9 protein-coding genes are annotated in these 11,871 nt (G+C 69.3%); 8 read left to right on the plus strand and 1 reads right to left on the minus strand.

The annotated features are described in order from the left end of the window. Positions 1–17 precede the first annotated feature (17 nt). The 4 genes from SLW56_RS12270 to SLW56_RS12285 all read left to right on the plus strand — a co-directional run bounded on the left by SLW56_RS12270 (position 18) and on the right by SLW56_RS12285 (position 5,587). Positions 18–1,409 carry an NAD-dependent succinate-semialdehyde dehydrogenase gene (locus tag SLW56_RS12270; protein WP_267122001.1) on the plus strand — a complete coding sequence of 464 codons (1,392 nt, stop codon included), beginning with the start codon at positions 18–20 and terminating at the stop codon, positions 1,407–1,409. 196 nt (positions 1,410–1,605) lie between these two features. Next, the gene (mltB, locus tag SLW56_RS12275; RefSeq protein ID WP_320694912.1) at positions 1,606–2,742 is read left to right on the plus strand and encodes a lytic murein transglycosylase B; all 1,137 of its coding nucleotides are present in this window, start codon (positions 1,606–1,608) and stop codon (positions 2,740–2,742) included. Beyond that, the gene (locus SLW56_RS12280; RefSeq protein WP_320694913.1) at positions 2,739–4,226 is read left to right on the plus strand and encodes a septal ring lytic transglycosylase RlpA family protein; all 1,488 of its coding nucleotides are present in this window, start codon (positions 2,739–2,741) and stop codon (positions 4,224–4,226) included. The genes mltB and SLW56_RS12280 overlap by 4 nt, the downstream gene beginning before the upstream one ends. 149 nt (positions 4,227–4,375) lie before the next feature. Beyond that, positions 4,376–5,587 (plus strand): D-alanyl-D-alanine carboxypeptidase family protein, encoded by a 1,212-nt coding sequence (locus SLW56_RS12285; RefSeq protein ID WP_148829351.1) that lies wholly within the window; start codon positions 4,376–4,378, stop codon positions 5,585–5,587. 144 nt (positions 5,588–5,731) lie between these two features. Here the strand turns inward: SLW56_RS12285 and SLW56_RS12290 are convergent, their stop codons facing one another. Beyond that, positions 5,732–6,787, minus strand: coding sequence for a lipid A deacylase LpxR family protein (locus SLW56_RS12290; protein ID WP_150409629.1), 1,056 nt, complete (start codon positions 6,785–6,787; stop codon positions 5,732–5,734). Positions 6,788–7,147: 360 nt separating this feature from the next. On the opposite strand from SLW56_RS12290, the gene SLW56_RS12295 reads away from it, so the two are divergent. From SLW56_RS12295 to SLW56_RS12310, 4 genes are all read left to right on the plus strand, one after another. Further along, the gene (locus SLW56_RS12295; RefSeq protein WP_010343116.1) at positions 7,148–7,426 is read left to right on the plus strand and encodes a YbeD family protein; all 279 of its coding nucleotides are present in this window, start codon (positions 7,148–7,150) and stop codon (positions 7,424–7,426) included. Continuing rightward, positions 7,414–8,121, plus strand: a complete 708-nt coding sequence (gene lipB / locus SLW56_RS12300) for a lipoyl(octanoyl) transferase LipB (RefSeq protein ID WP_267099716.1) — start codon at positions 7,414–7,416, stop codon at positions 8,119–8,121. Before SLW56_RS12295 ends, lipB begins: the two co-directional genes overlap by 13 nt. Before the next feature lie 22 nt (positions 8,122–8,143). Then, the gene (gene lipA / locus SLW56_RS12305) at positions 8,144–9,154 is read left to right on the plus strand and encodes a lipoyl synthase (protein WP_043094712.1); all 1,011 of its coding nucleotides are present in this window, start codon (positions 8,144–8,146) and stop codon (positions 9,152–9,154) included. A 232-nt stretch (positions 9,155–9,386) separates the two neighbouring features. After that, positions 9,387–11,564: a carboxy terminal-processing peptidase gene (locus SLW56_RS12310; protein WP_017908122.1), complete on the plus strand. Its 2,178-nt coding sequence runs from the start codon at positions 9,387–9,389 to the stop codon at positions 11,562–11,564. The last annotated feature ends 307 nt before the right edge of the window (positions 11,565–11,871 follow it).

The following is an 11,871-nucleotide window of genomic DNA, read 5'->3' on the forward strand; positions in this document are numbered from 1 at the left end:
TCCACGAGGACACCACCATGACCTATGCGACCCGCAATCCCTATACCGGCGAATTGCTCGCCACCTTCCCGGAGGCCACCGATGCGCAGGTACTGGCCGCGATCGATGCCGCCGACGCCGCGTTCCAGCAATGGAAGCAGGCCCCGTTCGCCGAACGCGCCAGGGTGATGCATGCCGCGGCGCGGCTGCTGCGCGCCAACACCCGCGAGTACGCATGCCTGCTGACGCTGGAGATGGGCAAGCTGATCGGCGAGGCCGAAGCCGAGGTGCGGCTGTCGGCGGACATCTTCGAGTACTACGCGGTCAACGCCGAGCGCTTGCTGGCGCCGGAGCATCTGCCGGTGGCCGATCCGGCCGAGGGCAGGGCGATGGTGGTGCACGAGCCGCTGGGCGTGCTGCTGGCGATCGAGCCGTGGAATTTCCCGTACTACCAGATCGCGCGGATCATCGCCCCGCAACTGTCGGCCGGCAACACCGTGCTGCTCAAGCACGCCTCCAACGTGCCGCAGTGCGCGGCCAAGTTCGAAGCGCTGATGGCCGAAGCCGGTCTGCCGGCCGGGGCCTTCGCCAATCTCTACGCCACCCGCGGCCAGGTGGAGACCATCCTCAACGATCCGCGCGTGCACGGCGTGGCGCTCACCGGGTCGGAAGGCGCCGGCGCCATCGTCGCGGCCCAGGCGGCCAAGGCACTGAAGAAGTCGACCATGGAACTGGGCGGTGCCGACGCCTTCGTGGTGCTGGACGATGCGCCGCTGGAGAAGACGGTGAAGTGGGCGGTGTTCGGCCGCCACTGGAACGGCGGGCAGGTCTGCGTGTCGTCCAAGCGCATGATCGTGGTGCAGGAGGTGTACGACGAATTCCTGCAGCGCTACCGCGCCGGCGTGGCGGCGCTGCGGGCCGGCGATCCGATGGATCCGGCGACCACCCTGGCGCCGCTGTCTTCGCAGGGCGCCGCCGACGACCTGAAGCGGCAGATCGCCGAGGCGGTCAGGCATGGCGCCACCGCGACCGAGGTCGGGCCGCCGGTACCCGTGCATGGCGCGTTCGTGCAGCCGACCCTGCTCACCGACGTCGGCCCGGACAACCCGGCCTACCACCAGGAATTCTTCGGCCCGGTGTCGATGCTGTTCCGCGCCCGGGACGAGGACGACGCGGTGCGCATCGCCAACGATTCGCCGTTCGGCCTGGGCGGCTCGGTGTTCACCGGCGACGATGCGCGCGGCGTGGCGGTGGCCAGGCGCATCTCCACCGGCATGGTGTTCGTCAACCACCCGACCATGGTCAAGGCCGACCTGCCGTTCGGCGGCGTGCGCCGTTCCGGCTACGGGCGCGAACTGATCGGGCTGGGCATCAAGGAATTCGTCAATCACAAGCTGATCGACGTGGTCGACATCGACGCGCCGTTCTGAGTGGGCGTCATGCGTCAGGCCAAGCCGCCGGAGGCAACCCCGGCGGCTTTTTTGTGCCGTCGCCACGCCCAGGTCGGGGCGCGTGCCCGGTGCATGCCGGCAGGCCATGCTGCGGGCGCACTTGACCTGGGGCAAAGTTCTTTTGTTTCATGGCGTTATTGGTAGAAATTCATCTTGAATCTGTTAGTCTGCCGGCATGATCCGACGCTCGCTGATTTGCCTGCTCACGCTTGGCCTGGTCGCATGCGCGACCCAGCCCAAGGCGCCTCCGTCGCCGCCGCAGGCCAGCGCGCCGCCGCCTGCGCCGCGTCCGGCTCCGCCGGCCGAGGCCGCGCCGGAAGTGGTGCAGGCGCCACCGGTGGACCTGACCCCGGTCCCGTTCGAGGTCGCCCGCGCCAACTTCGTCCGCGACACCGCGGCCAGGTACGGCATGGATCCGGCGCAGATCGAGGCGACCCTGGCGCAGGCCCAGTTCAAGGATGCGATCGTCGCGGCGATGTCGCGCCCGGCCGAGCGGGTCAAGCCGTGGAGCGAGTACCGGCCGATGTTCATCAGCCAGGCGCGCATCGATGGCGGCCGCGCGTTCCTGGCCACGCATCGCGACGAACTGCAGCGGGTGCAGGCGCGCACCGGCGTGCCGGCCGAGGTCATCGTCGCGATCATCGGCGTGGAAACCAGCTACGGCAAGAACGCCGGCTCCTACCGCGTGCTGGATGCGCTGTACACGCTGGCGTTCCGCTATCCGCGCAGCGGCGATCCGGCCAAGCTCGAGCGCGAGGTGCGCCGCGAGCTGTTCTTCCGCGATGAGCTCGGCCAGCTGTTCGCGCTGGCCCGCGAGGAGAACCTGGACATCACCGGCCTGATCGGCAGCTACGCCGGCGCGATGGGCCTGGGCCAGTTCATGCCCTCCAGCTATCGCCAATTCGCGGTCGACGGAGATGGCGACGGCAAGCGCAACCTGTTCACCGACTACGACGACGCGTTCTCGTCCATCGCCAACTACTTCGTCAAGAAGGGCGGCTGGGTGCGCGACGGCGTGGTCGCGGTGCCGGCGACGCTGCGCCCGGGCGCAGAGGAATTCAATCCGACCGACTGGACGCCGACCTACACCCTGGCCGACCTGGCCGCGCGCGGCTACACGCCGACCGCGCCGGTGCCGGCGACGGCGGGCACCGCCACGCCGATCACCCTCGACGGCAGCACCGGCAAGCAGTACTGGCTGGGCTTCCAGAACTACTACGCGATCACCCGCTACAACAATTCCAAGATGTACGCGATGGCCGTCTACCAACTGTCCCAGGCCATCGCCGGCAAGGAGTTACCCCCGGCATGAACCCGAACGCGCTGCTCCGGATCGCTCCCGTCGTCGCTGTGCTGGCGCTGGCCGCCTGCAGCAGCGCCCCGAAGAAGACCGCCGGCGGCGCCGGGCCCGGCATCCGGGTCGAGGGCAAGGGCCCGGCGCACGTCGCCACCGGTTGTCCGTCGACCTCGCCCTACGCGCCGGCCAAGGAAGATCCGTCCAAGCGCGGCAACTACACCGCCGGTGGCCTGTATGCGCCCGGCGTGCGCGACAGCACCCCGGACTACGTGCCCAACGTCGCCTGCATTCCCGAGCCGCTGGTCACCGACGAGCCGCGCTCGGCGATCGGCAACCGCTCCCCGTACATGGTGCTGGGCCGCGAGTACGTGGTCATCGACGATCCGCACAGCTACGTCGAGCGCGGCACCGCCTCGTACTACGGCAGCAAGTTTCATGGCCGGCTGACCTCCAACCGCGAGGTCTACGACATGTACGCGTTCACCGCCGCGCACAAGACCCTGCCGCTGCCCAGCTTCGCCCTGGTCACCAACCTGGACAACGGCGAGTCGGTGGTGGTGCGGATCAACGACCGCGGCCCGTTCCACGACGACCGGCTGATCGACCTCAGCTACGCGGCGGCGGTCAAGCTCGGCATCACCGGCAAGGGCACCGGCCGCGTGGAAGTGCGCGGCCTGACCCCGGCCGACAACGGCGACCTGCTGGCACGGCGCACTCCCCGCCGGCGCCCGGCGACGCTGCTGGCCAGCGCGTCCACCGCGGCCGGCACCCGCGATCCCGTGGCGGTGCGGCGCGCGGCGGACATGGATAATCTGGTCAAGACCCTGCCGGCGAAATCGGCCGGAGCGGCCGGCGGCAGCGTGGCCGCCGCCGCGACCTTGCCGGCGCGCGCCGTGCCGGTGGCGGCGGTCGTTGCGCCTACCGCCGCCGCGGCGACCGCCACGGCCGCGGCGCTGCCGGAAGGCGAGCGCTGGCGCTATCGCGTGCAGGACGCGCCGGGCCGGGTCGGCGATGCCGATCGTTTCGACGCCTGGATGAAGTCGCGCGGCGTGCGCGTGGCCACCGGCAAGCCGGCCACGCCCGCGCCCAGCGTGGCCGCAGCGAGCACCCCGGTGCGCGGATCCCGCGGCATCGCGACGACCAGGCCCGCTGCCACGGCGACCGCCGTCGTGGCCGCCCCGGCCGTCGCAGTGGCGACGCCGGCAGCGCCTCCCGCACCGGTCGTCAGCGCCGCGTCGCGCGCCGACGACGACAGCGCGCGCGGGCCGCTCGGCATCCTGCTGCAGGTGGCCAGCTTCGCCAGCCGCGAGAACGCCAACCGCGCGCTGTCGCAATTGGCCTCGGCCGGCATCGTCGGCGCCAGCATCAGCGACATCGTCTCCGGTGGCCGCACCCTGTGGCGGCTGCGGGTGGCGGCCGAGGACCATGGCCGCGCCGCCGAGCTGGCCACGCGCATCGCCGGCCTCGGCTTCGGCCGGCCGCAGATCGTCAAGGATTGAGGCGGCGTGCCCGCCACGGCGGGCGGTCGGCGCGCCGATGGCTTAACGCCGGTTCGCGCGCGTGCCCGCGCCGCGCCTGCCCGGGCGCCGGCTCGGCCTACAATGTCGCGTTTTCCATCGGCCTTCGGGCCCGCCAGGAGTCGTTTTAGATGAAATTCCGCTTCGCCGTCGCTGCCGTGGCCACGTTCGCCGTCGGCCTGGTTTCCGCGCAGACGCCCGGCCCGGTTCCCGCGCCGCCGGCCGCCGCCGCCGCCGCTCCGGCCACCGTGGCGATCCCGCCCGCGCCCAAGCCGGCCGTCTCCAAGTCCTGGGTGCTGATGGATTACGCCACCGGCCAGGTGCTGGCCGGCGAGAACGAACACGAACGCGTGGCCCCGGCCAGCATCACCAAGGTGATGACCTCGTACGTGATCGCGGCCGAATTGAAGCTGGGCAAGATTACCCGCGACGACCAGGTCATGCTCAGCGAGCGCGCCTGGCGCGAGGGCGGCGCCGGCACCGACGGCAGCTACAGCGGCTTCCCGGTCAACAAGACCGCGCGCCTGGAAGACATGGAAAAGGGCATGGCGATCCAGTCCGGCAACGACGCGGCGATCGCGCTGGCCGAACACACCGCCGGCAGCGAGGAAGCCTTTGCGTCGCTGATGAACGAGTACGCGAAGAAGATCGGCATGACCGGCTCGCACTTCGTCAACGCCCACGGCCTGTCGGCCGAAGGCCACTACACCACCGCCTACGATCTGGCGCTGCTGGGCCGGGCGATGGTGCGCGACTATCCGGAAACCTACGCGTACAACAAGATCAAGGAATTCCGCGTCGGCGACATCACCCAGCCCAACCGCAACCTGCTGCTGTGGCGCGACCCGAGCGTGGACGGCATCAAGACCGGCCACACCTCCGAAGCCGGCTACTGCCTGCTCAGCTCGGCCAAGCGCGGCGACCAGCGCCTGATCGCGGTGGTGATGGGCGACAGCTCCGAGAAGCAGCGTGCCGAGGACAGCCTGGCGCTGCTGAACTGGGGCTTCCGCTTCTTCGAGACCCACAGCCTGTACGAGCCGGGCAAGCAGGTCGCGCAGCAGCGCGTGTGGAAGGGTACCGAGAAGCAGGTGCTGCTGGGCGTGGCGCAGCCGCTGCTGGTCAGCGTGCCGCGCGGCCGCTACAACGAACTGAAGCCGGCGATCGAAGTGCCCAAGACCCTCGAGGCGCCGATCAAGCAGGGCCAGCAGATCGGCATGGTCAAGGTGAGCCTGGACGGCAAGGTGGTGGCGCAGGCCCCGCTGGTGGCGCTGAAGGCGGTCGACGAGGCCGGTTTCTTCAAGCGCCTGTGGGACAGCTTCTGGATGTGGTGGGAATCCGAATGAGTGTTGAAAAAAGCCGGCTGATGCCGGCTTTTTTTTGGGGGGAATGGAGAATGGGGAATAGGGAATGGGTAAAGCGGTGTCTCGCGACCTGACGGATGGGGTGGGAGGCCCGCTTTTGCCATTCCCCATTCCCCATTCCCAGCCTCACAGCTTCCGACTCACCGTAAAGCTCCCGAACACTGGCGTCTGCCGCTGCAGGTCGAACTCGCGGGTGCGCCAGTAGCGGGCGAGGGCGAACTTCCATTTGCCGCGCATCACCGCCAGGCCGATGCCGGCGTCGCCGACGAAGGGGCGCTTCTTCACGCTGTGGCTGTCGCGGAAGGTGTTGCCGTCCAGAGTGATGTCGCGCAAGACCCAGCGTCCATCGCTGGTCACGAACAGATGCGCCGACCAGCCGCTGCCGACGCTGTCGGCCGGCGGAGCGACGTTCTCGCCGGCGGGACGCAGCGGCGAACTACCGAAATCGTCCGGCAGCTTCCAGCCCAGGCGCAGTTCCATGCCGGCATTGGCGTGGGTGTCCAGCGTGCCCAGCGCGCCGCCCCAGTGGCTGATCGCGTCCCACCCCCAGCCGTCGCGGCTGCCGTCGCCTGACCAGCGGCGCAGCCGTTCGTGCAGCACGCGGAACACCGGTTCGTCGTGCAACTGGTTGTCCCAGCCCTGGAACTTGGCGTCGCCGAGCAGGGCGTGCACCGCATCCTGCACCTGCTTGCCCTGCGCCGATGGGCCGATCAGGCCCAGGGTGAGTTGGGTGGTACGCAGGCGGTCGTCGTTGCGCGCGTTGTAGCCGATGTTCATCAGCAACAGGCCGGCGTAGGGGCGGTCGTCCTCGATCAGGTCGCGGCGGGTCTTGTCGGTGGGGGTGAACAGCGCTTGCCCGACCGCGAAGGTCATGTTGCGCTGGGTGAAGTCGCTGTTCGGCTGCAGCCAGGTCAGGGCGCGGTTCGCCGCCCGCGCCAGCCGCGGCAGGCAGGGGTCGTCGGTGTAGTCGCGCAGGTTCGGCGAGACGATGATCAGGCCGAACCCATTGGTATAGCCCTGGTCCTGGCCGGCGCCGCCGAACAGGTCGTTGTCGACGCGGACGTTGACCGTGGGCGCGGTCGCTTCCAGGGTGTCGCGTGGGCATTGCGCGGTGGCGACGGCGGGCGCAGCCGCGGCGGCGAGGGCGACAGCCAGCGGAAGCAACGGGCGGGATGACGGCATGAGCGGCGTCTCTGATCGGAAAGGGAGTGAGCGGCGATGTACGCCTGCAGGCAGTCGGTGCCGGCGCCACCCCGGACCATGAACGCAGCCCGTGCAGTGAAGGATAGGCAAAAGCGCCGTAGCGGACAAATTCGTCCGTTTGGGTTTGTCTGTCCCATTCGCCCTCTTGTCGCGTGAAGGCGATGGTGCGCAATGACCCGTGCAGGAGGGGGGGGGGCACCCCCGCGGCGCGCGGCCGCGCCGCACCGGTGTCTTGCGCGCGGTCGGATCTCCGTGCTGCGCGGCTCCGGGATCCCGGGGCGCTGTCTGCGCACCGCGGCCGGCCTTGGGTTTGCCCGGCGCCGGCCCGATAATGCGGACATGGACATCACTTCCGATAACCCCGATCACGGTTTCCAGTTCCCCGGCGTGTTCGAACTCAGCGCCATGGGCACCGCCAACACCGGCCTGGAGGCCGAACTGCCGCGCCTGCTCGCCGCGGCCGGCGTGGAGGTGATGGAGGAGCGCATCAGCTGGAAGCATTCGTCCAACGGCAAGTACGTGTCGGTGCGCATCGCCTTCCGTGCCGTGGACCGCGCCCAGTACGACGCCGCGCATCAGGCGCTGCGCGAACACCCGGAAGTGAAGTGGACGCTGTAGCCGGGGACGCGCCAGTGGCGCCGGCACTGACGCTGCCGCCGTGCGGCGTCCGCCAGCTCGGCCGCCAGCCCTACGAGCCGGTGTGGCGGGCGATGCAGCGCTTCACCGATGCGCGCGACGAGGCCACCCCCGACGAACTGTGGGTGGTCGAACACGAGCCGGTGTTCACCCTCGGCCAGGCCGGCAAGCCGGAACACGTGCTGGCGCCCGGCGACATCCCGGTGCTGCAGGTCGATCGCGGCGGCCAGGTCACCTATCACGGCCCCGGCCAGCTGGTGGTATACCCGCTGCTGGACCTGCGCCGCCTGCACATCGGCGTGCGCGACTACGTGTGCCGGATCGAGCAGGCGATCATCGACACCCTCGACGAATGGAACATCCTCGGCGAACGCCGCGACGGCGCGCCGGGCGTCTACGTCGGCGGCGCCAAGGTCGCCGCGCTCGGCATCCGCGTGCGCCGCGGCTGCACCTTCCACGGCCTGTCGTTCAACGTGGCGATGGACCTGGAGCCGTTCCACCGGATCAATCCCTGCGGCTACCAGGGCCTGCAGGTGACCGCGGTGCTAGACTTGGGCGGTCCCTCCGGCATGCAGGCGGTCACTCCGGTCCTGCTGGCCCAACTGGCGCGCCAGTTCGGGCTGACCCTGCAGCCGCTCGACGCCTTGCCCGATCTTTCGCTCACGCACGCGGCCTGACCGCCTGCCCGCCGACCACGCCATGACCCAGCCCAGCGCACGCTCCATTCCCTTGCAGGTCCTTTCCGGCGACAGCGCGCCCGCGCCGCTGCAGACCGGCGTCAAGCAGTTGGGCGGCGACAAGATCGCGCGCTCGCCGGTGCAGTTCGCCGACGCGCCGGTGCTGCGCAAACCGTCGTGGATCCGCGTGCGCATTCCCTCCGGCAATGCGGTGCAGAATCTCAAGGCCAAGCTGCGCGAGAACCGCCTGGTCACCGTCTGCGAAGAGGCCAGCTGCCCGAACATCCACGAGTGCTTCGGCCACGGCACCGCCACCTTCATGATCCTCGGCGAGGTCTGCACCCGCCGCTGTTCGTTCTGCGATGTCGCGCACGGCCGGCCCAAGCCGCCGGACGCCGGCGAGCCGGCCAGCCTGGCGCAGACCGTGGCCGACATGGGCCTGAAGTACGTGGTGGTGACCAGCGTCGACCGCGACGATCTGCGTGATGGCGGTGCCCAGCATTTCGCCGACTGCATCGGTGCGATCCGCGTCGCCGCGCCGACCACCCGCATCGAGATCCTGACCCCGGACTTCCGCGGCAAGGGCCGCATGGACCGCGCGCTGGAGATCCTGGCGACCAATCCGCCGGACGTGTTCAACCACAACATCGAGACCGTGCCGGACCTGTACCCGAACGTGCGTCCCGGCGCCGACTACCAGTGGTCGCTGACCCTGCTGAAGAAGTTCAAGGCGCAGCATCCGGCCATCGCCACCAAGTCCGGCATCATGCTCGGCCTGGGCGAGACCCTGGAGCAGGTGCAGGCGACCCTGCGCGACCTGCGTGCGCACGACGTGGACATGGTCACCATCGGCCAGTACCTGCAGCCGACCGCCCATCACCACCCGGTGATGCGCTACTGGACGCCGGACGAATACAAGGCGCTGGAGGAATACGGCAACGCGCTGGGCTTCAGCCACGTCGCCTCCGGGCCGATGGTGCGTTCGTCCTATCACGCCGATCGCCAGGCGGCTGGCGCCGGCGTCGCCGCCTGAATCGCGTCCTCCTGAGCCGCGTCGTCGATCGCGCCTTTGCGCGGCGGCGACGCGCGTTCGTCGCCGCAGGACGACCGTCCGCGCGGCTCGCACCGGCAGCGTTCACATTTCTGCGCAAGCCGGCAGCTAGTCTGCTTCATGAACAGGTGACACGGCCTGCAACTTGCGTCACTGTCGTGTTGTCTCACGCGATGTGCTGCCCCCCTGACGGCCTGGTGCCGAGAGTCCCCAGATGAAATTCAAAGCTTCCGCCTTCCTGCTGGCGTTTGCGCTGACCGCACCGCTGGCGCTGTTCGCCCGTACCGATGCGCCCGCCCTGCCGGCCGCTGCCACCGCCGACCAGGCCACCACCGCCAAGCTGGTGTACGGCCTGCTCTCCGACAGCCGCTACGCCTACCGGCCGCGCGCCCTCGACGAGGCGACCTCCAAGGAGGTCTTCAAGAAGTATCTGGAGACCCTGGACGGCAGCAAGCAGTTCTTCACCCAGGCCGACGTCGACAAGTTCGCCAGCTTCCAGAACAACCTTGGCGCCAACATCGCCTCCGGCCAGCTGGAACCGGCGTTCCAGATCTTCGCCGTGTACCGGCAGCGGGTTGACGAGCGCATCGCCTACGCGCGCAAGCTGCTCAAGCAGGACTTCAACTTCGACGGCGACGAGAAGTTCGAGTACGACCGCAAGAATGCGCCGTGGGCCAAGGACGACCAGGAACTGGATGCGCTGTGGCGCAAGTCGGTGATGAACGACTGGCTGCGGCTCAAGCTCGCCGGCAAGAAGCCGGAGGACATCCGCAAGACCCTGGACAAGCGCTACGCCAACCTCGATGACTCGGTGAAGGAACTGAAGAGCGAGGACGTGTTCCAGTTCTTCATGAACGCCTACACCAACACGGTCGATCCGCACACCGACTACTTCACCCCGCGCACCGCCGAGAACTTCAACCAGCAGATGTCGCTGTCGCTGGAAGGCATCGGCGCGCAGCTGCAGAAGCAGGACGACCTGGTGGTGATCCGCGAGGTGATCCCGGGCGGTCCGGCCGCGCTGGACGGCACGCTCAAGCCGGGCGATCGCATCGTCGGCGTCGGCCAGGGCAAGAGCGGTCCGGTCGAGGACGTGATCGGCTGGCGCATCGACGACGTGGTCGCCAAGATCCGCGGCGACAAGGACACCCAGGTGCGCCTGGAGTACATCCCCGCCGAGGCCGGCGTGGACGGCAAGCATCGCCAGGTGCTGCTGACCCGGCAGAAGGTGCGCCTGGCCGAACAGGCCGCCAAGGGCGAGACCATCGAGCTGCCGGCCAAGGACGGCGAGCCGGCCCGGCGCATCGGCGTGATCAAGCTGCCGGCGTTCTACCAGGACTTCGAAGGCCGCCGCCGCAACGCCAAGGACTATGCCTCGGCGACCCGCGACGTGGCCAAGCTGCTGGCCGGGTTCAAGACCGACAAGGTCGACGGCGTGGTGCTGGACCTGCGCAACAACGGCGGCGGTTCGCTGGACGAGGCGATCGAGCTGACCGGCCTGTTCATCGAGCAGGGCCCGGTGGTGCAGGTGCGCGAATCCGGCGGCCGCGTCACCGTCAACAGCGACCAGAACCCGGCCGTGGCCTGGGACGGCCCGCTGGCGGTGCTGATCAACCGCGGCTCGGCTTCTGCGTCGGAGATCTTCGCCGGCGCCATCCAGGATTACGGCCGCGGCCTGATCATCGGCGAGACCAGCTTCGGCAAGGGCACGGTGCAGAACATCGTCGACCTGGATCGCTGGCCGGCCAACGAGACCGACCGCTTCGGCCAGGTCAAGCTGACCATCGCCCAGTTCTTCCGCGTCAGCGGCAGCAGCACCCAGCACAAGGGTGTTGTGCCGGACATCGCCTTCCCGGCCAGCGTCGATGCCACCGAGTTCGGCGAAAGCACCTACGACAACGCCCTGCCGTGGAGCCGCATCGCCGCGGTGCCGCACACCCAGTACGGCAATTTCGCGCCGCTGCTGCCCAAGCTGGAGGCGCTGCACACCACGCGCATTGCCAACGACAAGGAATTCCAGTGGTGGGAAGAGGACGTTCGCCAGTTCCGCACCGAGGCGGCGAAGAAGTACGTGGTGCTCAACGAGGCCGAGCGCCGCGCCGAGCGTGAGAAGCAGGACGCGCAGCGCAAGCAGCGCCAGGAGATCCGCAAGCAGCTCGGCCTGCCGCTGGATCCGCTGGCCGACGACAGCAGCGACGACGGCCTGACCGGCAACGAGCGCGACATCGTCAAGGACGCCGCGCGCGAGAAGCTGGTCGACAAGCGCCCGGATCCGCTGCTGCGCGAATCGGCCTCGATCCTGAGCGATGCGGTCAACCTGCTGGAGAAGGACCGTCCGCTGTCGGTGCAGGTGCTGCCGCAGTCCACCGGCCCTGGGCGCTGGGCCGACTGAGCCCGCGCTCTAGCGTCGCGCGAAACACCGAACGCGCCATCGCCCAGCGGTGGCGCGTTTTTTTGTGGGAGCGGCGTCAGGCCATCTCTCGCAATCCGTTCCGCCACGCGCAGGCGGATTCTGCTTGTCCGGTAGGAGGGTAATTTCGCGATCAGGTTGCTCCCACATCCCGCGTCGTCGCGACGACGCGGCCCTAGGGCGTGTCATCAATTCCCGAGTATGCCGCGTTGGGTCTGGCAGGCGCGCGGCCGGCGTTGCGTGGCGCAGCGCCTGACTGGCCGTCAGGTCAAGCCGCGCGGCGCCGGCC

Origin of the sequence: Xanthomonas sp. LF07-6 (assembly GCF_034105445.1) — a bacterium.
Taxonomy (GTDB): domain Bacteria; phylum Pseudomonadota; class Gammaproteobacteria; order Xanthomonadales; family Xanthomonadaceae; genus Xanthomonas_A; species Xanthomonas_A sontii.

Bases quoted from the DNA above. Each gene is read 5' to 3' on its own strand.
- SLW56_RS12270 (WP_267122001.1), top strand. From the start codon at position 18: ATGACCTATGCGACCCGCAATCCCTATACCGGCGAATTGCTCGCCACC.
- mltB (WP_320694912.1), top strand. From the start codon at position 1,606: ATGATCCGACGCTCGCTGATTTGCCTGCTCACGCTTGGCCTGGTCGCA.
- SLW56_RS12280 (WP_320694913.1), top strand. From the start codon at position 2,739: ATGAACCCGAACGCGCTGCTCCGGATCGCTCCCGTCGTCGCTGTGCTG.
- SLW56_RS12285 (WP_148829351.1), top strand. From the start codon at position 4,376: ATGAAATTCCGCTTCGCCGTCGCTGCCGTGGCCACGTTCGCCGTCGGC.
- SLW56_RS12290 (WP_150409629.1), bottom strand. From the start codon at position 6,787: ATGCCGTCATCCCGCCCGTTGCTTCCGCTGGCTGTCGCCCTCGCCGCC.
- SLW56_RS12295 (WP_010343116.1), top strand. From the start codon at position 7,148: ATGGACATCACTTCCGATAACCCCGATCACGGTTTCCAGTTCCCCGGC.
- lipA (WP_043094712.1), top strand. From the start codon at position 8,144: ATGACCCAGCCCAGCGCACGCTCCATTCCCTTGCAGGTCCTTTCCGGC.
- SLW56_RS12310 (WP_017908122.1), top strand. From the start codon at position 9,387: ATGAAATTCAAAGCTTCCGCCTTCCTGCTGGCGTTTGCGCTGACCGCA.